General features: G+C 56.9%; 33 protein-coding genes and 1 tRNA gene. 25 read left to right on the forward strand and 9 right to left on the reverse strand.

Annotated elements, in window-relative coordinates:
* The first annotated feature begins 210 nt into the window (after positions 1 to 210).
* Positions 211 to 801 carry a response regulator transcription factor gene (locus AC1Q5O_RS05790; RefSeq protein WP_492562112.1) on the forward strand — a complete coding sequence of 197 codons (591 nt, stop codon included), beginning with the start codon at positions 211 to 213 and terminating at the stop codon, positions 799 to 801.
* Positions 802 to 814: 13 nt separating this feature from the next.
* Here AC1Q5O_RS05790 and AC1Q5O_RS05795 read toward each other — a convergent pair.
* The 7 genes from AC1Q5O_RS05795 to AC1Q5O_RS05825 form a co-directional block, all read right to left on the reverse strand.
* A tRNA-Ser gene (locus tag AC1Q5O_RS05795) sits at positions 815 to 904 on the reverse strand.
* 225 nt (positions 905 to 1,129) lie between these two features.
* On the reverse strand, positions 1,130 to 1,357 hold the full coding sequence (locus tag AC1Q5O_RS05800; RefSeq protein WP_492562113.1) for a hypothetical protein: 228 nt from the start codon (positions 1,355 to 1,357) through the stop codon (positions 1,130 to 1,132).
* 153 nt (positions 1,358 to 1,510) lie between these two features.
* Positions 1,511 to 2,488 (reverse strand): GAF domain-containing protein, encoded by a 978-nt coding sequence (locus AC1Q5O_RS05805; protein WP_464660417.1) that lies wholly within the window; start codon positions 2,486 to 2,488, stop codon positions 1,511 to 1,513.
* 132 nt (positions 2,489 to 2,620) lie between these two features.
* Positions 2,621 to 3,874 (reverse strand): cyclopropane fatty acid synthase, encoded by a 1,254-nt coding sequence (locus AC1Q5O_RS05810; RefSeq protein WP_492562114.1) that lies wholly within the window; start codon positions 3,872 to 3,874, stop codon positions 2,621 to 2,623.
* 137 nt (positions 3,875 to 4,011) lie between these two features.
* Entirely contained in the window at positions 4,012 to 4,815 is an 804-nt protein-coding gene (locus AC1Q5O_RS05815; RefSeq protein ID WP_492562115.1) for an anti-sigma factor family protein, read from the reverse strand.
* Positions 4,812 to 5,423 (reverse strand): RNA polymerase sigma factor, encoded by a 612-nt coding sequence (locus tag AC1Q5O_RS05820; RefSeq protein WP_223613350.1) that lies wholly within the window; start codon positions 5,421 to 5,423, stop codon positions 4,812 to 4,814. Before AC1Q5O_RS05820 ends, AC1Q5O_RS05815 begins: the two co-directional genes overlap by 4 nt.
* Positions 5,424 to 5,486: 63 nt before the next feature.
* Entirely contained in the window at positions 5,487 to 6,050 is a 564-nt protein-coding gene (locus AC1Q5O_RS05825) for a tetratricopeptide repeat protein (RefSeq protein WP_346307043.1), read from the reverse strand.
* A 221-nt stretch (positions 6,051 to 6,271) separates the two neighbouring features.
* Between AC1Q5O_RS05825 and AC1Q5O_RS05830 the strand changes: the two genes are divergently transcribed.
* Positions 6,272 to 7,285 carry a Tim44 domain-containing protein gene (locus AC1Q5O_RS05830; RefSeq protein WP_463012985.1) on the forward strand — a complete coding sequence of 338 codons (1,014 nt, stop codon included), beginning with the start codon at positions 6,272 to 6,274 and terminating at the stop codon, positions 7,283 to 7,285.
* Between the two features lie 83 nt (positions 7,286 to 7,368).
* Here the strand turns inward: AC1Q5O_RS05830 and AC1Q5O_RS05835 are convergent, their stop codons facing one another.
* The gene (locus AC1Q5O_RS05835; RefSeq protein ID WP_492562116.1) at positions 7,369 to 7,743 is read right to left on the reverse strand and encodes a COG4315 family predicted lipoprotein; all 375 of its coding nucleotides are present in this window, start codon (positions 7,741 to 7,743) and stop codon (positions 7,369 to 7,371) included.
* 294 nt (positions 7,744 to 8,037) lie between these two features.
* Here AC1Q5O_RS05835 and AC1Q5O_RS05840 point away from each other — a divergent pair, with 294 nt between their 5' ends.
* The 11 genes from AC1Q5O_RS05840 (at position 8,038) to AC1Q5O_RS05890 (ending at position 17,203) form a co-directional block, all read left to right on the forward strand.
* Positions 8,038 to 8,694, forward strand: a complete 657-nt coding sequence (locus AC1Q5O_RS05840; RefSeq protein ID WP_472461137.1) for a response regulator transcription factor — start codon at positions 8,038 to 8,040, stop codon at positions 8,692 to 8,694.
* Positions 8,691 to 10,067: a sensor histidine kinase gene (locus AC1Q5O_RS05845; RefSeq protein WP_464660431.1), complete on the forward strand. Its 1,377-nt coding sequence runs from the start codon at positions 8,691 to 8,693 to the stop codon at positions 10,065 to 10,067. The genes AC1Q5O_RS05840 and AC1Q5O_RS05845 overlap by 4 nt, the downstream gene beginning before the upstream one ends.
* A 123-nt stretch (positions 10,068 to 10,190) precedes the next feature.
* A complete protein-coding gene (locus AC1Q5O_RS05850) occupies positions 10,191 to 10,874 on the forward strand; it encodes an MtnX-like HAD-IB family phosphatase (RefSeq protein ID WP_472461136.1) in 684 nt (227 codons plus the stop codon).
* 23 nt (positions 10,875 to 10,897) lie between these two features.
* The gene (locus tag AC1Q5O_RS05855; protein ID WP_464660435.1) at positions 10,898 to 12,319 is read left to right on the forward strand and encodes an aspartate aminotransferase family protein; all 1,422 of its coding nucleotides are present in this window, start codon (positions 10,898 to 10,900) and stop codon (positions 12,317 to 12,319) included.
* Positions 12,320 to 12,323: 4 nt separating this feature from the next.
* Entirely contained in the window at positions 12,324 to 13,277 is a 954-nt protein-coding gene (locus tag AC1Q5O_RS05860; RefSeq protein WP_492562117.1) for an arginase family protein, read from the forward strand.
* Positions 13,274 to 13,627: a DMT family transporter gene (locus AC1Q5O_RS05865; RefSeq protein WP_464660438.1), complete on the forward strand. Its 354-nt coding sequence runs from the start codon at positions 13,274 to 13,276 to the stop codon at positions 13,625 to 13,627. The genes AC1Q5O_RS05860 and AC1Q5O_RS05865 overlap by 4 nt, the downstream gene beginning before the upstream one ends.
* Positions 13,624 to 14,499 (forward strand): fatty acid desaturase family protein, encoded by an 876-nt coding sequence (locus AC1Q5O_RS05870; protein ID WP_464660439.1) that lies wholly within the window; start codon positions 13,624 to 13,626, stop codon positions 14,497 to 14,499. The genes AC1Q5O_RS05865 and AC1Q5O_RS05870 overlap by 4 nt, the downstream gene beginning before the upstream one ends.
* On the forward strand, positions 14,486 to 15,304 hold the full coding sequence (locus AC1Q5O_RS05875; RefSeq protein ID WP_472461134.1) for an alpha/beta hydrolase: 819 nt from the start codon (positions 14,486 to 14,488) through the stop codon (positions 15,302 to 15,304). Before AC1Q5O_RS05870 ends, AC1Q5O_RS05875 begins: the two co-directional genes overlap by 14 nt.
* Entirely contained in the window at positions 15,285 to 16,463 is a 1,179-nt protein-coding gene (locus AC1Q5O_RS05880; protein ID WP_492562118.1) for a GNAT family N-acetyltransferase, read from the forward strand. The genes AC1Q5O_RS05875 and AC1Q5O_RS05880 overlap by 20 nt, the downstream gene beginning before the upstream one ends.
* Positions 16,460 to 16,876: an EamA family transporter gene (locus tag AC1Q5O_RS05885; protein WP_346307033.1), complete on the forward strand. Its 417-nt coding sequence runs from the start codon at positions 16,460 to 16,462 to the stop codon at positions 16,874 to 16,876. The genes AC1Q5O_RS05880 and AC1Q5O_RS05885 overlap by 4 nt, the downstream gene beginning before the upstream one ends.
* 81 nt (positions 16,877 to 16,957) lie before the next feature.
* Complete coding sequence (locus tag AC1Q5O_RS05890) at positions 16,958 to 17,203, forward strand: hypothetical protein (protein ID WP_223613335.1); 246 nt, start codon at positions 16,958 to 16,960, stop codon at positions 17,201 to 17,203.
* A gap of 4 nt (positions 17,204 to 17,207) precedes the next feature.
* Here AC1Q5O_RS05890 and AC1Q5O_RS05895 read toward each other — a convergent pair whose 3' ends face one another.
* Positions 17,208 to 17,747, reverse strand: a complete 540-nt coding sequence (locus AC1Q5O_RS05895; RefSeq protein WP_223613334.1) for a flavin reductase family protein — start codon at positions 17,745 to 17,747, stop codon at positions 17,208 to 17,210.
* Between the two features lie 445 nt (positions 17,748 to 18,192).
* Between AC1Q5O_RS05895 and AC1Q5O_RS05900 the strand changes: the two genes are divergently transcribed.
* The 12 genes from AC1Q5O_RS05900 (at position 18,193) to bfr (ending at position 24,245) form a co-directional block, all read left to right on the forward strand.
* On the forward strand, positions 18,193 to 18,381 hold the full coding sequence (locus AC1Q5O_RS05900) for a hypothetical protein (RefSeq protein ID WP_492562119.1): 189 nt from the start codon (positions 18,193 to 18,195) through the stop codon (positions 18,379 to 18,381).
* 73 nt (positions 18,382 to 18,454) lie between these two features.
* Positions 18,455 to 19,537 carry an alkene reductase gene (locus AC1Q5O_RS05905; protein ID WP_492562120.1) on the forward strand — a complete coding sequence of 361 codons (1,083 nt, stop codon included), beginning with the start codon at positions 18,455 to 18,457 and terminating at the stop codon, positions 19,535 to 19,537.
* Between the two features lie 194 nt (positions 19,538 to 19,731).
* A complete protein-coding gene (locus tag AC1Q5O_RS05910; protein WP_464660447.1) occupies positions 19,732 to 19,890 on the forward strand; it encodes a hypothetical protein in 159 nt (52 codons plus the stop codon).
* 203 nt (positions 19,891 to 20,093) lie between these two features.
* A complete protein-coding gene (locus AC1Q5O_RS05915) occupies positions 20,094 to 20,276 on the forward strand; it encodes a hypothetical protein (protein ID WP_464660449.1) in 183 nt (60 codons plus the stop codon).
* 126 nt (positions 20,277 to 20,402) lie between these two features.
* A complete protein-coding gene (locus AC1Q5O_RS05920; protein WP_463012992.1) occupies positions 20,403 to 20,765 on the forward strand; it encodes a putative quinol monooxygenase in 363 nt (120 codons plus the stop codon).
* Between the two features lie 6 nt (positions 20,766 to 20,771).
* Positions 20,772 to 21,110: a hypothetical protein gene (locus AC1Q5O_RS05925; protein WP_492562121.1), complete on the forward strand. Its 339-nt coding sequence runs from the start codon at positions 20,772 to 20,774 to the stop codon at positions 21,108 to 21,110.
* 92 nt (positions 21,111 to 21,202) lie between these two features.
* The gene (locus AC1Q5O_RS05930; RefSeq protein ID WP_492562122.1) at positions 21,203 to 21,511 is read left to right on the forward strand and encodes a hypothetical protein; all 309 of its coding nucleotides are present in this window, start codon (positions 21,203 to 21,205) and stop codon (positions 21,509 to 21,511) included.
* Positions 21,512 to 21,823: 312 nt separating this feature from the next.
* Complete coding sequence (locus tag AC1Q5O_RS05935) at positions 21,824 to 22,069, forward strand: hypothetical protein (protein ID WP_105732755.1); 246 nt, start codon at positions 21,824 to 21,826, stop codon at positions 22,067 to 22,069.
* Between the two features lie 143 nt (positions 22,070 to 22,212).
* Positions 22,213 to 22,674 (forward strand): iron-responsive transcriptional regulator RirA, encoded by a 462-nt coding sequence (gene rirA / locus AC1Q5O_RS05940; protein ID WP_492562123.1) that lies wholly within the window; start codon positions 22,213 to 22,215, stop codon positions 22,672 to 22,674.
* 70 nt (positions 22,675 to 22,744) lie between these two features.
* Positions 22,745 to 23,059 (forward strand): heme-degrading protein HmuQ, encoded by a 315-nt coding sequence (gene hmuQ, locus AC1Q5O_RS05945; RefSeq protein WP_288191552.1) that lies wholly within the window; start codon positions 22,745 to 22,747, stop codon positions 23,057 to 23,059.
* A 423-nt stretch (positions 23,060 to 23,482) separates the two neighbouring features.
* A complete protein-coding gene (locus AC1Q5O_RS05950) occupies positions 23,483 to 23,794 on the forward strand; it encodes a (2Fe-2S)-binding protein (RefSeq protein ID WP_223613323.1) in 312 nt (103 codons plus the stop codon).
* On the forward strand, positions 23,760 to 24,245 hold the full coding sequence (gene bfr / locus AC1Q5O_RS05955) for a bacterioferritin (RefSeq protein WP_346307026.1): 486 nt from the start codon (positions 23,760 to 23,762) through the stop codon (positions 24,243 to 24,245). Before AC1Q5O_RS05950 ends, bfr begins: the two co-directional genes overlap by 35 nt.
* Positions 24,246 to 24,289: the final 44 nt, after the last annotated feature.

The following is a 24,289-nucleotide window of genomic DNA, read 5'->3' on the forward strand; positions in this document are numbered from 1 at the left end:
TCTCAATGAATTCATAGCACGCTGAGACCAGCAATGCGTCAGGTTGATTTGCCGCCTTCTATCCCCGCCATTTTTTCCGGCTCGATGGAACGATATGCGATGAAACGTTTCAGCAAGCGTAAAATGACTCAGTGCTCGCGCGAATATGATTCGCGCAAACAACCGCGGTGCGATATTGCAAAATCGGTTGTCCGGGACAGGATCGACGGCATGACATCGCGCTATCCCATCTATCTGATCGATGATGACGATACGGTAAGAGAAGGTCTATCGCTGCTCTTTCGGGCCAGCGACATGGCCGTCCGGACCTTCGTTGACGCCAATTCTTTCCTGGAAAAAGTCGATCGGAACAAGCCGGGATTCCTGCTGGTGGATTTGAAAATGCCGCAGGTAAATGGCCTTGAACTGCATCAACAGCTCGTTGCACGAGGAATCCGCTGGCCATTGGTCATTTTGACCGGACACGGTGATGTTGCGGCCTGCCGCGCGGCCTTTCAGGTCGGTGTCATGGATTTTCTCTCCAAGCCCGTTGATGCCGATACCCTGTTTGCAACCATCCATGCGATGGAACGATCGCTCGACACCGTGCTCGAGCGGCAACAGGACGAGGCCTTGCTTGCGACACTGACGCCGCGCGAAAGCGAGATCCTCAACATGATCTGCCGCGGCTTCGACACGAAGGGCATTGCCAATGCCCTCGGCATATCGCCCCGGACTGTCGACGCCCACCGCGTGAATATCTCGACAAAACTCGGCACGACGTCCGTTGTCGAATTCGTTCGCATGACGATGGGTGGATGATCGCAATGGGATATGGCGGAGGGGGTGGGATTCGAACCCACGGTAGGCTCTCACCTACGCCGGTTTTCAAGACCGGTGCCTTAAACCGCTCGGCCACCCCTCCTTAACCGCACTCGGTATTCCATCGCTGCGGGCCGGTTATCCCGCTGCCTGTACTCAAGCTGGTCGGAGGCCTTTATAGCCATTCGCATTGCTGCGTCAACCGGCTCCCGGGCAGTGTTGCACTTTCATTGCAACGCATATCGGTGCAGGTGATTTTGCCCGCTGCAGCGAAAGGCCGTCGGCGGCGCTGGATGAAGGTCAGCGCCACCGACGAAGCAAGCCCTGGTCAGGAGCTCGCTTTTGGGGAAATTCTGCTGTTTGCCGGATCGCCGTGCACCGCCAGACCCATCAACGAAAATGATCGGAAAACCTCAAAGCCCGCATCGCGTTGCGGATTCTCACTGGAAACGGCATGAAACGGAATAATATGTGTTCCCGTTGCGATGATCGGGTTTTGTTCCAAGCCTATGCCAAGGCATTCCTGGAATCGGGTCAGGCAGCGTTTCAAATCCACCTGGTTGTTTCTCTCCACCTGTTTCGAACCGGCTCTTGCGGCGTTACGGGAAGAGTTACTCAATATTTACAGTGTGTCAGCCCCGTCCGCTTATGTGCAAACTCGATCTGTCGCAGTTTTGCGACAAATCAAGGCAAAAAAATCAACTGCCGTTCAGGAAAGGCCGAGGCGCTTCAGTTTGCGGTGCAGGGTCGCCCGGCTGATACCCATATCTGCCGCGGCAGCGGATACGTTGCCGCCGCTCCGGGCCAGCGCCCTTTGAATCGCACCGCGTTCGGCCATGGCAAAATCGCGCGCCGCCGACTGGTGCTGCCCCAACAGATCAGCCGCCGGCAACGGAGCGGCGAGCGAGTCGTCGGTCAGACCAAGCAGTTGGCGCGCCGAGCGCGATGCACCGATCACCAGATCATCCTCGTCGACGGCGATCAGCGCGTTCAAAGCCCGTTCGCTCATCCAGTTGTCACCGGGCGGCGCCAGGACAATGCGGGCCTTGGGGAAAGCAAGCCGGAAATTTTCCGCCTCCACGCGTCTGGCCGCGTCAGTCACGGCGATCGCTATCAGCTTGACGAAATCGTCCGTCAGGTCGTGGCGGGCGGAGGATACATCGATAACGGCGGCCAGACGGCCGCGATGATCGAAGATGGGGGCAACCGTGCAGGATAAAGCCGTGTTTCGACTGCGGAAATGCTGGTCGCGATGGATGGTCAAAGCCCGCTGCTCGGCAATGGCCGTACCGATGCCATTGGTGCCTTCGGATTCCTCGCTCCACACCGCGCCGGTCCAAAGCCCCATCCGGTAAAAGGCTTCGTCGTCCGCCACACAGCCGCGCCGGTCAACAGGGATGCTGTTCTTGTCGGCCAGCAGAATGCAGCAGCCTGCACCGCCGACGGCGGCATAAAGCCGGTCGAGACTGGTCTGGGCCGTCATGATGAGGGAGCCGAGCCGTTCCCGCGCCTGGTTGAGCTCATGTTCGGTCAACACGTTCGGCCCCTTTCCTTCGACAGGATTGAGGCCATACAGCCGCATGGACCGCCGCCATGACGCGATAAGTGCCGATTGTGCAGCAGCGCTGCCCGACGAAAGCGCTGATTCAATGTATTCAGCGTGCAAACCGCTCTGGAGCGTTACCATGGTCCCCTCCGAGGCCGAGTAGTGTGGTCCAGACTATTGTTGAGTGACGACCACGGTCAAGCCCACGCGGTCACCTATTACAGAACGACCTTTCCAGCAACAATGCGGGCAAACGACACGGTGCCTGCCCCGTCAGGCGTTCGCCGCCTGCAGGATTTTGGCTTTGCTTTGCTCGTGCTCGCGAATGTAATTGCGTGTCAGGGGAACGACGTCGTTTTTCTTCGCAAGCTGGAACTGGAAAATCACGAGGTCCTCATAGCGGAACGCCGACTCCGCCGCCGCGAGATAGAACTCCCACATCCGGCAGAAACGCTCGTCATAGAGCTGCGCCGCATCCTGCCAATGGGCCATGAACCGTTCGCGCCAGGCGGCCAATGTCGACGCATAGTGCAGCCGCAGAATTTCAATATCCGTGACCATCAATCCGGCTTTTTCGATTTCGGGCAATATCTCTGACATGGACGGTATGTAGCCGCCGGGGAAAATATACTTGTCGAGCCACGGCGTTGTGAATCCCGGCACGGCCGAACAACCGATCGTATGCAGCACCATGACACCGTTTTCGTCCAGAAGCTCTGCGCATTTGCGGAAAAACTGGCCGTAGGATGCGACGCCGACATGTTCGAACATGCCCACCGAGACAATCCGGTCAAATGTTCCGTTCAGGCTGCGGTAATCCTGCAGGGCGAAATTGACCCGGTCGGGCTGGCTCTTTGTTCCCGGCCGATTTCTGGCGAATTCGAGCTGTTCCTCCGAAAGCGTCACGCCCAGCACGTTGCCCGTGGGCGCTTCAGCGGCCAGATGCAGCGCCAATCCGCCCCAGCCGCAGCCGATATCAAGAACCCGGCTGTCGGGCCGCAGCAGAAGCTTGGCGGCCAGATGCCGTTTCTTGGCCAGCTGCGCGTCTTCCAGGCTTTGCTCCGGATGTTCGAAATAGGCACAGGAATACTGGCGGTCGGCATCCAGAAACAGGCCATACAACCGGCCGTCCAAATCATAGTGATGGGCAACATTGCGCTTTGACCGCGCCGGCAGGTTGCGGTGACGGAAACCCCGGAAGCGTGCGCGTAAAGCATCGATCACGCGTGTCGGCAGCGGATGCGTTTCATTTTGCGCCTCGCGCAGCACCAGGCAGAGAAAATCGTAGATCGTCCCCTGCTCGACGATAAAGCGTTCGTCCATGAACAGCTCGCCCAGCTGCATATCGGCGTCCATGAGAAAGGCCCATTGGGCGCGCCTGTCGGTAAAACGCACAATCACGGGATCGCCGCTGCCGTCGCCGAAGATCAGGCGGGCGCCGCTTGCCGTCAGGATTGTCAATGACCCCCGGGTGACGATGCGGGAGAAAGCGAAGCGAAGAATCCGGTCCACGGGCGAAAGAGGCATTCAGACTCTCCTGAGACAAAGGTTTTCGGCTCGTAGCATGTGCCGATGATCACAGGATTACGCGAACCTGAAGCCAAAATGAAATGGAAACGGTTTCAGTGCCGCCTCCGAACCGCGTTGTCACAGGGGGAGCGGCACTATACGGCCAGGCTTTGATGCAGCCTGTCGCTCATTGTCTTGATGGCATCCAGTGATTCGTGCCCGATCAGCAAGAACGCGTGGGTGTCGCTCGACCAGTACACGACATTCATCCCGTGGCGCCGTTCGGTATCCGCGGCCCTTGGTCCCTTGGAGGACTGGACAATACACAGTGCCATCGGCGCCTGTGCCGCGTCCAGATAGGTAATCTGCCCCAGGGCCCTGCCCTCATAGGCCAGAATCTGAGCCCGCTTCAATACGGCGCCCGGCAGCTGCACGCGATCAGGCGTCAGCGAAAGGCCAAGTTGCGACCCGACATCCCGCAATTGCGCCGACTGTACCGCAACATCCACGGGTCCATTGCCCAATGTCTCGCGGGTATAGAGCGACATGTATTGCGCGACGACCGCGCGCCAGTCACTGCCGTCCTGATCGCCGTGCAGACTGGACCGGAGGCCGAGGAAGGTCCGGTCGACTGCCACACCGACGGCAATGAAACCGATTGCCGCTGCCAGGAAACTCCGGCGATTCCAGCCGTTGACCTGTGGTCTGACCGGCTCGGGCGGCGAAATGCCGGCCAGCATGGATTGCAGTTTTTCCGCCGGTGCCTTGTCAAGCAGCGGATCAAAGGCATTCTTGAAGGGCAAGTTGCTCGAGGCGAGAAAATGCAGACGGTCGGCAACGGCCCCGTCGCTCTCGATCAGACCTTCGACCTGCCGGCGTGTATCCGGATCAAGTTCGCCATCGAGATAGGCCACCAGCATTTCATCGTTTTTCATCGTGTTGTGATTGGGATCGGTCATTGCGCGCTCCCCTCCTGCCTGCCCTGACCGGCGGATGCTGCAAGCTTCGCGCGCGCAGCTGCCAGCCGGCTCATGACCGTACCGATGGGAATATCCAGGAGTTCGGCCACCTCACGATAGGAAAGCTCCTCGACATAGGCGAGGAAGACCACCGTCCTTTGCGCCTCCGGCAGGGCCTGGACCTGGCGCAGAACCTGATTGGCAAAGATATGCGTCTCGGTGTCCCTTGCCCCGTCGAAAACCAGGGTTTCATCGGCATCGACAAAGCCCTGCCCCATCCGCACGCGGCGCGACCGGACTTCGTTGAGCCAGATGGAATGAAGAATGGAAAACAGCCAGCGATCAAGCCGCGTGCCATGCGCAAACTGGTTTGCCCGCTCCAACGCCCGCACACAGGTTGCCTGCACCAGATCGTCGGCCACATCACGCTGGTGAGACAGCACCACCGCATAGCGCCAAAGCCGCGTCAGGTGTTGGGAAAGTCCCGTCCGGATTTCCTGCTCGTTTGCGATGGTCGCCTCCGCATCGGACCGGGCAACACGGTCCGATGACTCCTTGCTACGCTTTGACTGACTATAAGCAGGAACCGTTGGATATGCGACAGGCATGATGAATCCGCTTTGAATTGTCATGATTGCTCGCCGGTTCGCTGGTTCGCGGCGCTCACTTCCCTACAGCTTGGACGGATTCTCGATGGCTTCCGCCAGATCGCGATATTCCTCGCAACCGGTTCCGCAAATACCTCTGATCTTGGCCAGCTGATCCTTGGCAAGATCAAGATGACCTTTGATGACGTAGGCTTCGCCGAGATATTCGCGCACTTTGGCGTATTGGGGGTCGAGCTCAACGGATTTCATGTAATAGCCGATCCCTTCATCCGTGCGGCCCAGCTTGCGGGTGGCATAACCACGGTAATTCAGGGCGACGGCGGTATTGGGATTCTTCAGCGTATCGAGGACGCCAAGCGCTTCTTCATAACGGCCGGCCTCTGCCAGTGCGAAGGCATAATTTGTCAGATCGGAATCCGGAAGCAGGCTGCCCTGCTGCTTGACGCATTTTTGCGCTTTCGAGCTCCAGACTTCGCCCTTCGGGCAGGTCGGCGTCGCGTTCGAGTCGCCACCGCCGCCTCCAGCCGCATATACAGGACCGGAAATGACTGCACCTGCAAGGCATGCGCCGAGCAGGACGACCGGATAAATCCGGCCAACGGACGGGAATTTTCCTATGTTGAACATCACGTTTTCTCCTGAAGCAAAGGGACTGCGATGGGAGAACACGCGGGATATCCGCTTTATTCGGCACACCGGGAAATATTCTTTAAAATCCAACGGTCGGAAAGCAAAAAATCCACCCAGAATTGTCCGTTTTATCCTGGTCGGCACTTAAAATTGCCGGCACCGCTTTCTATATGCGGGTGGCGCGCTGAAAATTGGCTGGTGCGTAACAGGAGAAATCTATGTCCGGTACTGCTTCCCGCATCATTCGCATCGTTGTGTTGCTCGTTCTGGCCTTGGCTGTCACGCTGAGTGCATTTGATATCGCCGACGCAAGGCGGGCGAGCGGCGGATTTGGCAGCCGCGGCACGCGCACGTTCGATGCGCCCGCAGCCACCCGGACAGCACCGTCGCCTGCCGCGCCGATTGAACGGACAATGACCCCGCGCCCGCAAACGAACCAACCCTCGGCCATGCAGCCGCAGGCAGCCGCCCCGCGCCCCGGTTTCTTCAGCGGTTTTGGCGGTTCCATGCTGGGCGGGCTGCTGGTCGGCGGTTTGATCGGTACGCTGCTCGGTCACGGTTTCGGCGGCGGCTTCGGTTTCCTCGGCATGCTGCTGCAGATCGGCCTGGTGATTGGCGCGATCATGCTGGCCATGCGGTTTTTCGCCCAGCGCCGGCAGTCGCCTCTTGCCGCTTCGGGTCCGGTATCCGGCCAGGGTTTCGGCCGGCAGGCTGACCCGTCCGCATCCCCGTCATTCCGTATTCCGACCGTTGGAGCGGCGATGGGTTCCGGTTCTTCCCAGCCTTCCCAGAACGCGAGGCCGGCACAAGCCTCCGCATCGACGGATGAACTCGGCCTGACGCAGTCGGACCTCAATCAGTTCGAGCAGCTTCTGACCAAGGTGCAGACCGCCTACGGGACGGAAAATTACGCCGAACTGCGGTCCCTCACCACGCCGGAAGCCATGTCCTATCTGGCGGAAGAACTCGGGGAGAATGCAACCAAGGGCGTGCGCAACAGCGTTTCCGACGTCAAGCTGCTCCAGGGCGATATCGCTGAATCGTGGCACGAGAACAATGCCGATTACGCCACGCTGGCAATGCATTATTCCAGCATCGATGCGATGCTCGACCGGACGACGGGCCGTCTTGTCGATGGCGACAACACCAGGCCAACCGAAACCACGGAGGTGTGGACCTTTGTGCGCAAGGATGGCTCGGAATGGAAGCTGTCAGCCATTCAGGCGGCTTGATCCGGTCACCCCTATTTGATCTGAACAACGGCGCAGAAGCGGGGCTTCTGCGCCGTTGTTGATTCCGGGGACTGTTGCCGCTTTTACTGTTTTACGACGTGCCAGACGCTGCCGACGCCGTCACCGCCGGTCTCGCCTTCCTTTGTATCCTTGGCAAAGGTGTAAAGCGGCTTTCCATCGTAAGCCCACATGTCCTTGCCATCGGCGGCTTTGACGAGCGACCACTTGCCTGCGGCCTTCGCTTTGGCATCGGCGTGGAAAGCCGGCCATTTTTTCAGGCAGTCCGCATCGCAATTGGATTTGCCCTTGGCATCCTTGTCGAACGTATAAAGCGTCATGCCTTTTTCGGTGGCGAGCACCTTTCCGGCCTTTGTTTCAACCATCTTTGCCGGCTCAGCGGCAAATGCTGTCAGGGTCGTGGCAGCCAGAAGACTCATTGCTATCAGCAGTGTTTTCATCGATTTCACTCCCTCATTGGTTTGACCGGCGACACGCCAGCAATACCCATTTTACGCGAATGTACTTCGCCGTTCATGACGGTGCGACCCATTCTGATCCGAATTGAGGCACAAGAGAAGAACCCGCGAACAACAATTGAGACGATTGGTAACGAAGCGAAAACAGCGTAATGATTGTTTCAATCCAGTGTAGGCTGGAACATGGTCGCCTGCAAAAAACCGAGATTCCGTCCTATCTGCCACCCGTTACTGCCCCAAATGCTGCTTTCCAGCATTCAAACGATGATCTGAACAATGCGATTGCTGCTTATTGAAGATGACACGATGCTCGGCTCCTCGTTGAAGAAGGCGCTGGAAAAGCATGCCTATGGCGTCGACTGGATGCAGGACGGTGAAACCGGGCTCGCCGCCATGCAGGATTCGAGCTTTGCTGTTGTCGTTCTTGACGTCAACTTGCCCAGGATGAGCGGACTTGAAGTGCTCAGGGCGACCCGGCGCGACAAGAATCTTGTTCCCATTCTGCTCTTGACCGCCCGCGATACCCCGCTGCACAAAGTGGAAGGCCTCGACAGCGGCGCCGATGACTATCTGGTGAAGCCCTTTGATCTCGATGAACTGCTCGCCCGCTTGCGCGCCCTGGTTCGCCGCAGCGAGGGCCGTGTCGACACGATCCTGAAATGTGCCGATGTCGAAGTCGATCCCGCAGCCAAGGTCGTGCGCAAGGCTTCAAACCAGGTGATGATGACCGCCAAGGAGTTCCAGCTGCTGAAGCTCCTGATGGAACGCGCCGGCAAATACGTCACAAAAAGCGATATCGAGTATGCGCTGTACAGCGCAGAGAGTGCGGTCGAGAGCAATACGACGGAAGTCACGATCTATAATCTGCGCAAGAAACTCGGCAGCGACTTCATCAAGTCCATCCGGGGCGTGGGCTATATGGTGGACGCATGAGCAGGCCTACCCTTACCCGCAATCTGTTCTTTCGCGTTACGCCGACGATCCTCATCACCATGGCTATCATCGGCGGTTTTGCATTCAACAGCGCCACGCGTGAAATCAATAATGTCTACGACGCACAATTAATCAATGATGCCAATGTCCTGTGGATGCTTCTTCACAATCAGTTTGATGAAACGGGAGACACCCCACCCAAGCAGATCGCCGATATCGATTTCAGCATGGGCAACCAGCTCGCGCTGAACGAGGACGCGGATGATTATGCCGACGCGCATATGTTCAGGGCCTGGAAGGACAACAAGATCGTCCTTTTCTCCGGATCGACATTTCCGGCTGAAATCCCCTTGCAGCGCGCCGGCTTCACCAACGTTCCCTTTGACAGCGAACTTTGGCGGATTTACTCCCTGCCGATCCCCGATACGCATGTTGTGATCGAGGTGGCGGAAAAGGTAGCCATGCGCCAGACGCTGGTGTCGAACATCCTGCTCAATCTGATCTTCCCTCTGCTGATCCTGATCCCGTTGATCGCGCTGCTGATATGGTTTGGCATCAACAGCGGCCTCAGCACCATCCGCATGCTGGTGCAGCAGATCCGCAGCCGCTCTCCGGACGACCTTTCGGCCATTCCGGTCGATACACTGCCAAGGGATCTGTCCCCCCTCGGCCGCTCGATCAACCAGCTGCTCGAGGATCTCGATGATTCGCTCAAGGCGGAACGGCGCTTTGCCGATCATGCTGCCCATCAGTTGCGCACGCCGCAGGCGGCATTGAAGCTTCTGCTGCAAATGCTGGCCCAGGCTGACAACGAGAAGGAGCGGCAGGCCATCATCGCCGACCTTATCATCAGCAATGAAAGGGCCACCTATCTGATCGAGCAATTGCTGCGTGCCGCCCGCGTGGGTCATCAGCCCATGCAATTGCAGGCCGTACCGCTGTACAGCAGCGTGGCATCCGTCGTTGCCGAAATGGGAAATCTGATAACGGCAAAGCAGCTGGACATGTCGCTCGATGGTGACGAAAAAGCGCTGGTGCGGGCCGATGAGCCCCTGCTTCGTCTCATGATCAGCAATCTCATCGAAAATGCGGTGAAATATACGCCCGCTTCCGGCAAGATACGCGTGGCGATCACGGCGGCCAACAACTACTGGCGCCTGTCCATTTCAGACAGCGGGCCGGGTATCGCCGAACACCACCGGGAGGCCGTATTCCAGCGATTCTATCGTGTTGATACGCCGCAGATCGAGGGAACCGGGCTGGGCCTGACGATCGTTGCCGATATCGTCAAGCGCCTGTCCGGCACGATTGCATTGAAATCCCCGGCTTCCGGAAAGGGTCTTCTCGTAGAAGTGCTTCTACCAAAAGCATAATTTCGCTTCCACACGACTGCTCTGTCCGCCCTCCCTCGATTTCAGTTTGGCATCATCTTCGCATAATTTAGCGATCATCCATCGATGCTAGAAGCTCCTCACGTTCGCACGAGGAGTGTCTGCATGCATGTATTTTGTGATTTTGATGGGACCATTTCGCTTGAGGACGCTACCGATTTCATTCTTGAACGATTAGCCAGCCCTGCCTGGGAAGATATCGAACAGCAATGGAAGCAGGGCCTCATTGGTTCCGCTGAATGCATGGCACGCCAGATTGCCCTGATCGAAGCAACACATCAGGAACTGGATAGCGCGCTTGATGACATCGCCATTGATCCAACCTTCCCTGCCTTCATCGACTTCTGCTGGGCGCAGGGCATTCCGGTCACGATCATCAGCGACGGTGTCGATTATTTCATCAAGCGCATCCTTGCCCGGCACAAGCTCGATTATCTCCCGGTCATCGCCAACAAGCTGACGATCTCCGGCGTGAATGGTCATACCCGCTATGAACTCAGTTCACCGTACAGCGATATCGATTGTTCGTCGGCCGCCGGTGTCTGCAAATGCCGTTCCGTCGAGGCCTTCGATACGCGGGTCTATATCGGCGACGGCCGCTCCGATTTCTGCGTCTCCGACAAGCCGGAACTGGTCTTCGCCAAGGACAAGCTGGCCGAGTTCTGCACGGAACAAGCCATTCCGTTTGTCGGCTACGAGAACTTTTCCGATCTTACCCAGAGCCTGAAGAATGCGCTCCCCGGCTTCAACCGCCATCACAAGAGCGCTCCCCGTTACGCCACGGCGTAAAAATGCAACAGAAGAGAATCTTCATGAAAACCAACCTTGCCATCGAGCAGAATGACAATGCTGCCCCCAAGCAGATCTCCGAAGCTGAACTTCGCGCCCTTGAGCAGGAATATTGCTCGCACGGCGATACGGTTCACTATACCGATCATCCGATGTTCTTCGACCGGTGCGAAGGCTCCTACGTCTACGACGCCAAGGACACCCCGTTCCTCGACCTGCAGATGTGGTATTCGGCGGTCAATTTCGGCTACCGCAATCCGCGCCTGAACGCCGCGGCGCATCGCCAGCTGGATACGCTTCCTCAGGTTGCCTCGCAGTACCTGCATCGCGAAAAGGTTGAACTGGCCGCCATGATTGCCAGGGATGCCGAGCGCAAGTTCGGTGCCAAGGGCCGTGTTCATTTCAACGTCGGTGGTTCGCAGGCCGTTGAAGACTCGCTCAAGCTGGTTCGCAACTATTCCGGCGGCAAGAGCCTGATGTTCGCCTTCGAGGGCGGGTACCACGGCCGTACGCTCGGTGCATCCGCGATCACCTCGAGCTATCGCTATCGCCGCCGCTATGGTCATTTCGGCGACCGCGCCCAGTTCATCGAATTCCCCTACCACTTCCGCGGCCCCAAGGGCATGAGCAAGGAAGAGTACGGTCATTACTGCGTTCAGAAATTCGCCCGCCTGTTCGAAAGCGAATATAATGGCGTGTGGGACCCGAAGACCGGCAAGGCCGAATACGCCGCATTCTATGTCGAGCCGATCCAGGGCACCGGCGGCTATGTCATTCCGCCGATGAACTTCTTCAAGGAACTCAAGAAGGTCCTCGATGATCATGGCATTCTGCTTGTGGTCGACGAAATCCAGATGGGCGTCTACCGCACGGGCAAGCTGTGGTCGATCGAGCATTTCGGCGTAACACCCGATGCACTCGTGTTCGGCAAGGCAATCACCAACGGACTTAACCCGCTGTCCGGTGTTTGGGCCAAGGAAGAATTGATCAATCCCGGCATTTTCCCGCCCGGCTCCACCCATTCGACCTTCGCCAGCAACCCGATGGGTACCGCTGTCGCCCTCGAAACCATGAAAATGCTCGAAGAAGAAGACTTCGGCGCAGCCGTCATGGAAAAGGGTGCCTATTTCCTCGATGGTCTGAAAGAGTTGCAGAAGCGTCATCCCACCATTGGCGACGTGGACGGACTCGGCCTCGCACTGCGTGTCGAAATCTGCAAGGAAGACGGCTTCACGCCCGACAAGGCAGCGCTCGACTGGATGGCCGATGAAGGCATGAAGGGCGATCTGGTCGTCGGCAACAAGAAGTACGGTCTCGTGCTCGATGTTGGCGGCTACTACAAGAACGTCATCACCTTGGCACCAAACCTGCTGATTACCCGTGAGGAAATCGATCTGGCGCTCACCCTGCTCGATCAGCTTTTCACGCGCGCCGCCAAGAGATAATCGGATGCAACTCCTCCTTCTTCACCTTGATGATGCGCTGGAGTTGCAACCCGACTTCGTGCGCGCCTGTATGCGAACCGGCGCGCGCCAGATCCACGCGGAAGACCATGGCCTGATGGTTCGTCTGTGGGGCCACCAGACGGCCATCGATGCCCTCGACGGCTGTCTTTCCCGGCAAATGGCTGGCGATCAGAAGCAGCCGCATCTGTGTTTCATGGGATCGGGCGATTTCCACCATGTCAGCGCCCTGCTGGTCGCGGCCGCCCTTGAAAACAATCCGGGCCCGGCAACGCTCATTCACTTCGACAATCATCCGGACTGGGTGCATTTCGGCAACGGAATGCACTGCGGCTCGTGGATCAACCGCGCCCTGCAGCATCCCGGCCTTGAAAAGATCGTGACAATCGGTGTGTGCAGCGACGATCTGACCAATCCCGAACGCAAGGGTGCCAACCTGTCCCTGCTGCAGCAGGGACAGCTGGAACTTTATCCCTACAGCCATGCGCCAAGCCGGGTGCGCAAGAACTATGGCAGTGGTGCCAGCTATGAGCAGAAAAACGGTGTCTTGAGCTGGAAGACAATCGCGGAGATCGGTGAAGACAATTTCATCGGTCAGCTGTTGTCGCGCATCAAGACCGAGGCGGTGTACCTCACCATCGACAAGGATGTGCTGGTGCACGATGATGCCATCACCAATTGGGACCAGGGAAACATGCGTCTGCCCTATGTGCTGTCTCTCATCACCGAGATCAGCAAGCGTCACCGGATTATCGGTGCCGACGTGACCGGTGACTATTCGACGCCGTCCTATGCCGGGAACTTGTGGACGCGCTTCACCAAGCGTGCGGAAATCTTCATCGACCAGCCGCACACGACGCCCGACCCGGTGCTCACAACCAATATCAACAGTGCTGCCAACCATGCATTGCTGGAAGTTCTGTCGGAGGCCATGGGATGACCGGCACCCTCACCCCTGCCATGCTGGCCCTGATCGCGTTCTGCGTGCTGACGGAGACTGCACGGGAAGTCTGCTTCAAACATTCCGCCGACAACGAAACGCTGTCCGCAGCCCTGGTCAAACCCATGACCTGGCTCGGCGTCCTCTTCTGGGCTCTCGAACTGGTCGGCTGGACGATCGTGCTCGAACACGTGCCGCTGTCGATTGCCTTTCCGCTCATGGCCTTGAGCTATGTCGTCATCGTGCTCGCCGGAGCATGGATATTCAAAGAACAAATCAACCTTCGCCACGCAGCCGGTGTGCTGTTCATCACAGCCGGTGTGGCTTGTGTAGGAGCAACAGGATTATGAAACTCTTCGCTCATACAAGGTGGGATATCGCGCCTGTTCTGGCAGCCATCGCTCACCTTCTCTTCAATATCTATCTGGTTGTCGGCTTCGAAAGCCGCCCACTGTGGCTGTCGCTCGTTCTCGGCGGGTTCTATGCAGTATCGATCTCGTGGAACATCAACAGCATTTCGCACAACTTCATCCACACGCCCTACTTCAAGCCGCGTGCGATGAATTATGCCTTCAGCCTGCTCGAATCGATCACGATCGGTTTCTCGCAGACCTATTATCATTGGATTCACATGCGCCATCACTCGGGCAACAGCGACCGTCCGAACGAAAAGGGTGAAACCATCGACTGGCTGTCGATTTATCGCCATGGCAAGAATGGCGAGCCGGAAAATGTTTGGAGCTATACGTTCCTGAGCTTCTTCCGCGACAGCCTCGGCGACATTCACAAGGCCATCTCGAAGAACCGCCCGTTTGACGCCAAATGGGGCCGTTTCGAACTCTATGCCTTCCTGGGTCTGGCGGCGATCGGCTTCCTCTATGACTGGAAGGCAATGCTGTTCTTCGTTCCCTTCTACTATCTGGGGAATTGCCTCTCCTCGCTCAACGGCTATTACGAGCACCTCAACGGCGATCCGGAAGAACCCATCGCCTGGGGCGTCAGCAGCCATAACCGCTTCTACAACTGGCTGTGGTTCGGCAACGGCTACCATGCCGAGCACCACTATCGTCCGAAGACCCATTGGACCGAACTGCGCACCTTCCACGAGAAGATCAAGGAAGACCAGGACAAGGCTGGCGTCCACGTCATCAGCACCTGCCATGCGCTGGGCTTCATGGCCAAGGAAAACAGAAACCCGGATATGATCGATGCAGATGTCTGATGGATTGAGCTATTTCCTCGAAGGCTCGAATGGCAAAGGTGTATTGCTTGTTCATGGACTGACGGGTGCCCCGGCAGAAATGAAAATGCTGGCGCGACAGCTGAATCGCAAGGGATACAGCGTCTATGCTCCGCTTCTGGCGGGGCATGGCGTTGACATGGCGACCTTGACGCAAACGCGCTGGCAGGACTGGCTGCACAGCGTCGAGGAAGCGACGGAAAAATTCGCGCCCTACAACAATGAAACATTTGCGGCCGGTATCTGCATCGGCGGCAAATTGTCGATGATGGCGGCACACCGCAATCCGAACAGCATCAAGGCGGTGGCGATCTATTCGCCCTGCTTCCATTATGACGGCTGGAACGTGCCGCACTATTACTGGCTGCTGTCGCCGTTCATCGAGCTTCTGTCGTATATCCCCTCCGTTGCCCGGCTCAATTTCAGCGAAACATCGGCGCTCGGTATCAAGGATGAACGCATCCGCCGCATGATGGAAAGCATGGAAGCGGAAGGCGTCATCGACAAATTCCCCGGCAAGGGCATCGTCGAGATGTACCGTCTGGGCAAAGAGCTGAAAAAGACCCTGCCGCAGATGCAGACACCAACACTGATCCTGCATGCGACGGAAGACGATCTGAGCAGCCCGAAACATGCGCGCTACATCAGCCGCCATATTGGCGGGCCGCATCAGCTGAAATGGATCGAAGACAGCTACCATATGATCCACGTGGACCGGCAGCGTCAAAAGGTCGGTGACTACACGGCGGAATTCTTCGAGGCAAACAATGCACCAGCCTATGCATGATCAGTTCCTGCCTCAGACGGCCGCATCGCCGGCAATCCCGGCGGTGGCGCAGACGCGCGTGTTCGATTCCATCCGCGATATCGGCCACGAAGCATGGAACATGTGCTTTGCCGGGGAAGTCGAGGATTATGACTGCCTGCTCGCCATCGAGGAAGCCGGCATCGCCGGTTTTGCCTTCCGCTATGTCACGGTCGTCGAGAACGGGCGGCTGCTGGCGGCCATGCCGGCGTTCCTGACCGATTATCAGCTGGATACGACATTGGAAGAAGGCCGCCTGCGCCAGTTTCTGCGCCGCATACGGCAAACCTATTCGCGCTTCCTGACGCTGAAGCTCGCCTGTCTTGGCTCTCCATGCACCGAGAATGGCGTCACGGGCTTTCATCCCGATCTGCCGGACCAACGCAAGGCCGAGCTGTTTTCGCTGGTCTTGTCTGGATTTGAGCAATACGCCAAGGCGAATGGCTGTTCGCTGATCGGTATCAAGGATGTACCGGAGCCAACCACGGCGGCCTTTGGTGCTGTCTTCTCCGACCGTGCCTTCGCGGGCATTCCGGGGTTGCCGACGGCCTGGCTCGACATCAATTTTGACTCCATCGAAACCTATATGGCGCGTCTTTCCTCCGGCACCCGCAAGGATATGCGCCGGAAGATGAAGTCATTCGAAAAGATCCGGATTGAAAACCGATCCGACTTCGGAACGATGCTGCCGCAGGTCATGGCGCTCTACCATGACACCCGCAACCGCAGTGAATGGCAGTTTGAAGAACTGACCGCAGATTATTTCGACGGCGTCCTGCGCCGCATGCAGGGACGGTCGTTCTGCACCTTCTACTATGCCGGTGACCAGCTCCTGGCCGCCAATCTGCTCGTGCATGACGGCAACACGCTGATCGACAAGTTCTTCTGCATGAACAGCGCCGAAGGCCGCGCCTACAACCTGTACTACCTGAGCTGGTTCACCAATCTGCGCCATTGCCTGGAACATGGGATGACCCGGTATCAGAGCGGGCAGGCCTATTACGAGAACAAGATTCGTCTCGGCAGCCAGCTCACGCGCAACACCATGTATTTCAAGCACCGCAATCCGGTCGTTCAATGGGCATTGCGACTGGCTTCGCCGCTCTTCGCTGCGGATGAAACGCTGAAGGACAGCGCATGAAGCCGATCAATCTCGTCTGGTTTGCCATTCCCCTCTTCAACACCCTGTTTCAGGTTTTCATCAAGCTTGCGGCGGAACAGATGACCGGGCTTGGCTTTAATATGGCCTGGCTGATCCACGCCGCCACGTCGCCCTGGATGCTTGCAGCCATTGCCGCCGAAGTCATCTGCTTCGTTTTCTGGCTGCAAGCGCTGGCCCAGCTCGACCTGAGCAAGGCATTTCCCCTGACCGGTATCAGCTATGTGATGATCCTGGCGACCAGCTGGCTGATCTTCCAGGAGGACATCACGCCGCTGCAGATTATCGGCAGCACACTGATTCTGATCGGGGTCTGGCTGATTGGAACAGCATCGGGGGAGCGAAAGGACACGGAACCGTCACTGTCCGGCGCTATACCCCATAAATTGCGTTAGGCGGATGATGTTTGACTGCGTGTCCATATTTCGATGTAATCTGCCATGACAAGACCGCATGCACCGCGAAGGTCAGGACCTATGGATCGCTACGAAACTTTTGCAACCTGGATCTTCATAGCATTTGGCGTGCTGGTTCTTGCCGGATTGATGGCGTTTTCGATCACAAGCAACGACCAGCCGGCATTTCTGTTTGCACTCGGCGCGTCCTGCACCGGGTTTTTTCTGGGCTTTGCTGTCGTTTTCAATCAGCCCAAACTGTACGGCTTGATTCTCCTGGCCACGATAGTCCTCGTGGGCTGCTCGATTGCCGCCATTGTCACCTGACTGATCACTCGACCGGCTGGGTGATGTGCCGGTATGCACCATGCCAGTAGAGCAGCGGTTCGGCATTCCGGCGTAACGTGACAGCACGCACCCGGCCGATGAGAATGCCGTGCGAATGCCGTTCGATGGCATCGTCGAGCTCGCAGTCAAGCACTGTCAGGGCATTCTTCAGCGCCAGGGTTCCCGTGGCGAGTTCCTGCCATTCCGCGTCCAGATAACGGTCTATCCCCTTGCGCCCGCCACGCCCCGCAAAGCTGTCAGCCACGTGCCGCTGGTCATGCGCCAGAACATTCACGCAGAAACTGCCATGGCGCTGCAGGACCGGCCAGGATGACGAATCCCGGTTGAGACTGACAATCACCGAGGGCGGGTCAATGGCCAGGGATGAAACAGACGTAGCGGTAAACCCCGTGCGGTCGTTGCCGCGTCCGACGGTGACAACGCTCACGGCACCCGCAAGGTGGCGCATGGAATCCTTGAACAAGTCAGCTTCCACGGTCAATTCATGCTGGGCGGCGCGCGCCCCGGTCTGAAAGACGGACATTTTTTCCTCATTCATTGGATCATCTTGGGGATCACCCTGGGGATCACTCTGGCAGGCGGGTCGTTCGATCGGACGGCCATTCACCCCTGCATTGCAGCACATACGTATAGCGACAAACCAGATTGTGCTTTGCTCAACCTGCGACCATTCGGCAATTTTGTTTTGCGTTTTTTGGCTATTTCGAGAAACCAAATCTAAAACGTCTGCAATGACGACCGGAGAGCTGGGGATTGATGGTGCTACGCGCGCCGGAATGGCTCAGTCGTGAGTCCCCGGAACCGGCGCCAAGCCACCGCGCAGGCAGCACTGCCATTTTGTCCGCGAATGACGAAAACAGACGGAGAGGAGAACTTATTTCCAGTCATTGGCATTTTGAGACAAAATCATACCCAGGAGGCCATCAAAATAGTAATCTCTATCGTGTTAATCGTCTATCGAATGCCCGATGATTGGCACCACCCGCATGGAGAGAACGAATCTGATGGCGTCCACTGACTACACGACCACCCGCGTTGCGCCAGCTCAGGCATTCCGGCGCCTCTTCAAAAACAGAGACCGCATGACTGTCGCAGTAATTTTCGCCGTTGCCTTTGCATTCCATCTGGCCGCGTTGTTTAATCTCCTGCCGGCATGATCCAAGATCGGGATGCCGTTCAGGCGATTATCCCCATACCTTCCCGCATGATCCAGATGAGCGGACGATCCCCATGGCTTCCCTGTTCTCTTCGCTGACAATCGGTGATCTCACGCTGCCAAGCCGGATCGTCATGGCCCCGATGACGCGCCACCGCGCGCAGCACGGGAAAATACCGGGCAACCTCAATGCTCTCTATTATGCGCAGCGCGCCAGCGCCGGGCTTGTCATCACGGAGTCGACGGAAATCGATCCGCACAGCAGCGTCGAGGTGCCAACCCGCCCGGGCCTTTACAACGACGCGCAGCAAGCCGGCTGGCGCCTGGTAACAGACGCTGTGCACGCAGCGGGCGGGCGGATTTTTGTCCAGCTGTCGCATATGGGCAGAGCCGCCCTTCCCTCGCAATTGCGGGATGGCCGTTGGCCCGTCGGTCCTTCAGCCCTGGCGGCTGCCGGAAAAATCTATACGGCGAACGGCCCCGAACCCTATGTCGAACCGCAGGCGCTCTCTCCCGATGACATCGCCGGGATTGTCGGTGAATTCGCCGATGCTGCGGCGCGTGCAAAAAATGCCGGGTTTGACGGCATCGAAATTCACGGTGCCAATGGTTATCTCGTCGATCAGTTTCTGCGCGATGGCAGCAATGTCCGCGCCGACGGCTATGGCGGTTCGGTGGAAAACCGCTTCCGCTTCCTGCGTGAAATCATCGAGGCGGCGAAGGCGTTTTGGCCGGCGGGCCGCATCGGCGTTCGGCTCTCGCCGACCAATCCCTTTCAGGGCATGAGCGACAGCGATCCCGTTGCGCATTTTGCCGCGATAGCCGCCCTGCTCCAGCCTCTTGGCCTTGCCTATCTGCACATTGTGGCACCGGCCGTTGTGCCCGATGGACAAGCCGATGCTGCGCCTGCCATCCGGGCGGCATTTCATGGTCCGCTGATCGTCGCAGGCGGCTACAGGCGCGAACACGCGGAAGCCGTGCTGGCCAATGGCGGCGCCGATCTGGTTGCCTTTGGCGAAGCCTACATCGCCAATCCGGATCTTCCGCAGCGCTGGCGTATCGATGCCACGCTCAATGCGGCCGACAAATCGACGTTCTATACCACCGACGCCAAGGGCTATACGGATTATCCGAGCCTTGAACTTGTTGACGATTGAAAGCGCCAGCAGGAACCGGAATATTTTTCGCTCCGCGTGGAACCAATCCTTCGCTGACGCATTGTGTGGGTACTGGTAACCCCAACCAGTCTTGGCTTTCCCCCACAAGCCAACACAGCCCAATCCTCATACCCCTTGAGGATTGGGCTTTTTTCTTTAGCATTGCGGTTCACACAATCGAAACGGAGGAAGCAATGTCCATTGATAGCGCCAAGCAAGCCATCGAGACTGCAATCCATCGCGGTGATTTCAAGAGCATGGGGATTGCCGTCTTCAAGGCAATCAATGCCTTGGAGGAGCGCATCCGGGAAATGGAAGAAGAGATCGCCCGCCTGAAAGCAAAAGTGAACTGAGCTCCGGCCATTCTTTCTTTGAAATGAAAGCTGGCTATGTTAAACTTTTGCCAAGTTGAGTGTAGCGGTACCTTGAGCCTGCGCCGCACTGAAACGATGCGTGATATTTTTATCCAGAGTCCAGTTTGTTAGAGCCAAATCAAGCCTCAACCCGTGAAACCCCTTCCGTTTAGGCAGGGGTTTTGCTTGTAAGGATGACCGCTATGAAAATCGTTCTGACGATTGTCGCCTTGCTTCTGATCATCATGGGCACCGTCTGGGCGTTGCAGGGCCTGAGCATCCTCGGCGGCAGTTTTATGGTCGGCCAGACGCGCTGGCTGTATATTGGTCTCGTCACAATCGTGATCGGTGCCATTCTCCTGGTCTCCGCCACCGTGCGGCGATAGCAGGCAGCCTTCCGCCATTCCATCCCGTCCAAATCCAGACTTTACAATGCCTTGGCTATGCTTCTGTCTGGATTTGTCAGGAGGCCGCTGATAAAACGGCAGAATGAACGCGGGAGGCGAAGTTTCATGACCGAACTGACAATTATCGTAGAATTCGAGACCCATGAGGGTCGCGAAGAGGAATTCATCACGCTCATTCGCGAGCATGCGCGCAAAACACTGGATGAGGAACCGGGCTGCCTGCGGTTCGAGGTCATCAAGCCCATTGCGCGGGACGGCACCCCCATTGCCAACAAGGTCATGGTCAACGAACTCTATGCCAATGAAGCGGCGGTTACCGCCCACGAAAACAATCCGCGCATGGCGAAAGTGCGTGCCGCCAATGCACCATTGCTCAAATCCAGCCGGCTGATCCTGGCCAAGTCGCTGAGCCCCAAGCCGGCCGATGGCATGACCACCATGGAACTGAATGCCAGCAATGATGATTGAGGAGCTATGCCTAACGTCGAATGTCGTTGGGCATCGAAATATGCGATGAATAATTCCAGCACTTTTTCATTCTCTGTCCTTGCCGCGGCTACAAGAAGGTTTCCTGTGAAAAACAAACTGGCACTGGCCATGCTTTTGCCCTGTCTTTTGACCATCAGCAATTGCGGTGCCATGCGCTGGATGGATGAGACCTCGAAAGCGTCCGGTCCAACCAGTTGTGCCGGCTGGAACAAGATCCGCATCAAGCCGGAAACAGCCGTCTACCTCGCCCGCAATGATTTCTCGGCCGGAATAGACATCGATTCTCATAATCTCAATGGACAATCGCACGGCTGCTGGAACTGACAGGCCTCGCCTGTCTGTCTGCCGGGCGGGCGTTCTGGAACCAAATGCTGCCGCCACCGTTATCCCCCTGTATCGATGAAAGGAATTCCGGAATGGCAACGAATATATCCAAAGCCCGTGACGCAGCCGAAGAGGATCTGGAAAGCCAGATCGCTGCATTGCGCAAGGAGCTTTCAGGGATAACCCAATCCCTGTCCGACCAGGGTTATGATCTGCTCGACCAGGCGAACACGACCTACCATTCGGTCAGGCGGCATGGCCGCAAGGCCGCGCGGTTCGTCGGTGATGAAGCACAGGTCGTGGCAGACAAGGCCAAGGAAAATCCCCTGATCACGGTTGCAGTTATCTCAGCAATTGCCGGGATCGGTCTGCTCGCTGGTTTGAGCGCCTATCGCCGGTAAATGCCCCTGCCCTTGAAATGGGCAATGCGGCCACCTACATCAGCTGCAGAAATTCGGCTCCGTCTTTGACCACGGATGTACTGGCACTGGTGTCGAGCCGAATTCGGAAAGGTCGGGAATTCCCGGCCTTTTTTATTGTCTTTTTGCATCAGCCGCACCTTATGGCGAGACTTTAGCGTGTCATCTGTTGCACCCGTGGGACGGAACATCTATGAAAGACAGGAATACAGCCTTGATCGGGTTGGATGAGGTTTTACATTGAGACTGAGCCCCTTCGATTCCAGGATGGGGTGTTGAGAGCGAGCTGCCTGAATGGACAATTTCGAGAAATACGCACTGGCGTTGATGGTCGTATTCGGTGCCCTTATCATTGGCGGCCTGATGGCCGTCCATATTGCTTGGGTCCATAAAGCCGGATTTCTCTACGCATTGGCCGCTGCCATCGTTGTCTGGGCCGCCGGATTTGCCGTCCTGTTTGACAAGCCGCGTGTCTATGGTTTCCTGCTGCTTGTGGCTGCTGCTTTCATTACGGCATCGATCGTCGTTCTGGTTCGCTGATCACGCCTGACCCGGCCTTCCAACGCACCATTGGAAAATATGAAACTTAGGTTCATATTATTATTTACTTTATCAAGAATAATTCTAAAGTAGCGTCTTGTTCCCATAGCATGACCTGATTTCGGGTTGAGAGAGATATTCCCATGCGACTGACCAGACAGACCAATTATGCCATTCGTATTCTGATGTATTGTGCCGCCAATGATGGCAATCTGAGCCGGATCGCCGAAATTGCGCACGCCTACACAGTCTCCGAGCTTTTCCTGTTCAAGATCCTGCAGCCGCTTGTTGAAAACGGTTTCATTGAAACCGTGCGCGGTCGCAATGGCGGCGTGAAACTCGGCAAGCCTGCCAAGGACATCACCCTTTTCGACGTGGTGCGCGTGACCGAAGAAAACTTTGCCATGGCAGAGTGCTTTGAGAACGATGCGGCGGAATGCCCCTTGATTGACAGCTGCGGCCTGAACGCAGCCCTGCGCAAGGCATTGAATGCCTTCTTCGAGGTACTCGCCCAGTATTCCATCGATGATATCGTCAAGACGAGAGATGTGCGCGCCCTCCTCGGCATCGACAATCTGGCACCCCGCCTCGCTACGGTGAGCTGACAGAATTCTCTTGGGGTGACCGGCCCGGGGATCGCTCGCCAACCACAATCCGCATGAATGGAGTTGCGCCATGTACATCGCCATGAATCGTTTCAAGGTTCAGTCGGGCTCCGAAGACGCGTTTGAAACCGTGTGGAAGTCACGCGACTCCCGGCTGTCCTCGGTGCCCGGCTTTGTCGAATTCCACCTGCTGCGCGGTGCCCGGAACGAGGAAGAGAATTACACCCTCTATGCATCGCACACCGTGTGGCGGACCCAGGCGGATTTCACCGCATGGACTCAGTCCGAACATTTCCGCGCAGCCCATCGCAATGCGGGCGATACCAAGCCGAGTTACATCGGACACCCGCAATTCGAGGGGTTTTCCGTGGTCGAGGGCGCCTGATTTAGTCTTTTTGCGACAAATGAGACGTTTTGACACATGCGTAGCCGGCGATGCATTTTGCCGGTCAGGACGGCAAAATCGACGAAATATGATTGAATTGGTTATGTTATTTTCCCAGTTTAGAATTATTCCAAGCTATTGATATCACGGCATATTCAGCGGCCGGCATTTGACAGAATTCGGACAAACCAGTCTTATAGGATCAGTATCGCGAATAACGCATGACCTTTAATGTTAGGGCCTTGAACCCTTGCGATTGGAGGAACCCTTGTCTGGTTCGAAAGTATTTCCAGGTTGCGGAACAATGTTTCCGGGCCAATTTCTGCAAAGCGCCACCCATCCTGTCACCAGGAGAAGTTCTGACATCGTAAAACTGTCAGGATTTGCGGGTATTTATTCTTATGAATATGGCGCTTAGACAACATGCTCGTATGTCATTGCAATATCATCACCCAGAAAGAAATCGAGAATACTATCACTGAACTTCTCGATGCTGACCCGTGGCAACTGATTGTCCCGGCAAAAGTCTACCATGCCATGCAGAAGCGTGGCCGCTGCTGTGGCTGCTTCCCAAACGTCGTTGAAACCATCATAAAGGTGACGGAAGAATATCACCTCCGCCACGGTTCAAACGATTCTGATGCTGTCTCGTTTATCGATCGTGTGCGGGCATTGCGTCACGAATACGGGAGTTCACGGCATGAAAGGCGACAAAAAGGTCATCGAGCGGCTTAACGAGGCACTTTTCCTCGAATTGGGAGCGGTCAACCAGTATTGGTTGCATTATCGCCTGCTGGACGATTGGGGTTACAAGCTGCTCGCCAAGAAGGAGCGCGCCGAATCCATCGAGGAAATGCAGCACGCTGACAAGATCATCGAGCGCATCATCTTCCTTGAAGGCCATCCAAACCTGCAGTCCATCGGCGCCCTGCGCATCGGCCAGAACATCAAGGAAGTTCTGGAAGCCGACCTGGCCGGCGAATATGACGCTGTGAAGTCGTACAAGAAGTCGCGTGAGATCTGCGCGGAAGTGGGCGACTACGTCACCAAGGAACTCTTTGACGAGCTTCTGAAGGACGAGGAAGGCCACATCGATTTCCTCGAGACCCAGCTCGACCTTCTCAAGCGCATCGGCGTCGAGAATTATGGTCAGCTCAATGCGGCGCCAGCCGACTCCGCTGAATAAGCGGCCGATCGCATTCACAAAAAAGGGCGCCCATGGGCGCCCTT

The organism is Phyllobacterium sp. MT110 (assembly GCF_058792715.1).

Excerpts from the sequence above, each read along its gene's own strand:
- AC1Q5O_RS05790 (WP_492562112.1), top strand. The coding sequence starts at position 211 with ATGACATCGCGCTATCCCATCTATCTGATCGATGATGACGATACGGTA.
- AC1Q5O_RS05805 (WP_464660417.1), bottom strand. The coding sequence starts at position 2,488 with ATGGTAACGCTCCAGAGCGGTTTGCACGCTGAATACATTGAATCAGCG.
- AC1Q5O_RS05810 (WP_492562114.1), bottom strand. The coding sequence starts at position 3,874 with ATGCCTCTTTCGCCCGTGGACCGGATTCTTCGCTTCGCTTTCTCCCGC.
- AC1Q5O_RS05815 (WP_492562115.1), bottom strand. The coding sequence starts at position 4,815 with ATGACCGATCCCAATCACAACACGATGAAAAACGATGAAATGCTGGTG.
- AC1Q5O_RS05820 (WP_223613350.1), bottom strand. The coding sequence starts at position 5,423 with ATGCCTGTCGCATATCCAACGGTTCCTGCTTATAGTCAGTCAAAGCGT.
- AC1Q5O_RS05825 (WP_346307043.1), bottom strand. The coding sequence starts at position 6,050 with ATGTTCAACATAGGAAAATTCCCGTCCGTTGGCCGGATTTATCCGGTC.
- AC1Q5O_RS05830 (WP_463012985.1), top strand. The coding sequence starts at position 6,272 with ATGTCCGGTACTGCTTCCCGCATCATTCGCATCGTTGTGTTGCTCGTT.
- AC1Q5O_RS05835 (WP_492562116.1), bottom strand. The coding sequence starts at position 7,743 with ATGAAAACACTGCTGATAGCAATGAGTCTTCTGGCTGCCACGACCCTG.
- AC1Q5O_RS05840 (WP_472461137.1), top strand. The coding sequence starts at position 8,038 with ATGCGATTGCTGCTTATTGAAGATGACACGATGCTCGGCTCCTCGTTG.
- AC1Q5O_RS05845 (WP_464660431.1), top strand. The coding sequence starts at position 8,691 with ATGAGCAGGCCTACCCTTACCCGCAATCTGTTCTTTCGCGTTACGCCG.
- AC1Q5O_RS05850 (WP_472461136.1), top strand. The coding sequence starts at position 10,191 with ATGCATGTATTTTGTGATTTTGATGGGACCATTTCGCTTGAGGACGCT.
- AC1Q5O_RS05855 (WP_464660435.1), top strand. The coding sequence starts at position 10,898 with ATGAAAACCAACCTTGCCATCGAGCAGAATGACAATGCTGCCCCCAAG.
- AC1Q5O_RS05860 (WP_492562117.1), top strand. The coding sequence starts at position 12,324 with ATGCAACTCCTCCTTCTTCACCTTGATGATGCGCTGGAGTTGCAACCC.
- AC1Q5O_RS05865 (WP_464660438.1), top strand. The coding sequence starts at position 13,274 with ATGACCGGCACCCTCACCCCTGCCATGCTGGCCCTGATCGCGTTCTGC.
- AC1Q5O_RS05870 (WP_464660439.1), top strand. The coding sequence starts at position 13,624 with ATGAAACTCTTCGCTCATACAAGGTGGGATATCGCGCCTGTTCTGGCA.
- AC1Q5O_RS05875 (WP_472461134.1), top strand. The coding sequence starts at position 14,486 with ATGCAGATGTCTGATGGATTGAGCTATTTCCTCGAAGGCTCGAATGGC.
- AC1Q5O_RS05880 (WP_492562118.1), top strand. The coding sequence starts at position 15,285 with ATGCACCAGCCTATGCATGATCAGTTCCTGCCTCAGACGGCCGCATCG.
- AC1Q5O_RS05885 (WP_346307033.1), top strand. The coding sequence starts at position 16,460 with ATGAAGCCGATCAATCTCGTCTGGTTTGCCATTCCCCTCTTCAACACC.
- AC1Q5O_RS05890 (WP_223613335.1), top strand. The coding sequence starts at position 16,958 with ATGGATCGCTACGAAACTTTTGCAACCTGGATCTTCATAGCATTTGGC.
- AC1Q5O_RS05895 (WP_223613334.1), bottom strand. The coding sequence starts at position 17,747 with ATGTCCGTCTTTCAGACCGGGGCGCGCGCCGCCCAGCATGAATTGACC.
- AC1Q5O_RS05900 (WP_492562119.1), top strand. The coding sequence starts at position 18,193 with ATGATTGGCACCACCCGCATGGAGAGAACGAATCTGATGGCGTCCACT.
- AC1Q5O_RS05905 (WP_492562120.1), top strand. The coding sequence starts at position 18,455 with ATGGCTTCCCTGTTCTCTTCGCTGACAATCGGTGATCTCACGCTGCCA.
- AC1Q5O_RS05910 (WP_464660447.1), top strand. The coding sequence starts at position 19,732 with ATGTCCATTGATAGCGCCAAGCAAGCCATCGAGACTGCAATCCATCGC.
- AC1Q5O_RS05915 (WP_464660449.1), top strand. The coding sequence starts at position 20,094 with ATGAAAATCGTTCTGACGATTGTCGCCTTGCTTCTGATCATCATGGGC.
- AC1Q5O_RS05920 (WP_463012992.1), top strand. The coding sequence starts at position 20,403 with ATGACCGAACTGACAATTATCGTAGAATTCGAGACCCATGAGGGTCGC.
- AC1Q5O_RS05925 (WP_492562121.1), top strand. The coding sequence starts at position 20,772 with ATGCCTAACGTCGAATGTCGTTGGGCATCGAAATATGCGATGAATAAT.
- AC1Q5O_RS05930 (WP_492562122.1), top strand. The coding sequence starts at position 21,203 with ATGGCAACGAATATATCCAAAGCCCGTGACGCAGCCGAAGAGGATCTG.
- AC1Q5O_RS05935 (WP_105732755.1), top strand. The coding sequence starts at position 21,824 with ATGGACAATTTCGAGAAATACGCACTGGCGTTGATGGTCGTATTCGGT.
- rirA (WP_492562123.1), top strand. The coding sequence starts at position 22,213 with ATGCGACTGACCAGACAGACCAATTATGCCATTCGTATTCTGATGTAT.
- hmuQ (WP_288191552.1), top strand. The coding sequence starts at position 22,745 with ATGTACATCGCCATGAATCGTTTCAAGGTTCAGTCGGGCTCCGAAGAC.
- AC1Q5O_RS05950 (WP_223613323.1), top strand. The coding sequence starts at position 23,483 with ATGCTCGTATGTCATTGCAATATCATCACCCAGAAAGAAATCGAGAAT.
- bfr (WP_346307026.1), top strand. The coding sequence starts at position 23,760 with ATGAAAGGCGACAAAAAGGTCATCGAGCGGCTTAACGAGGCACTTTTC.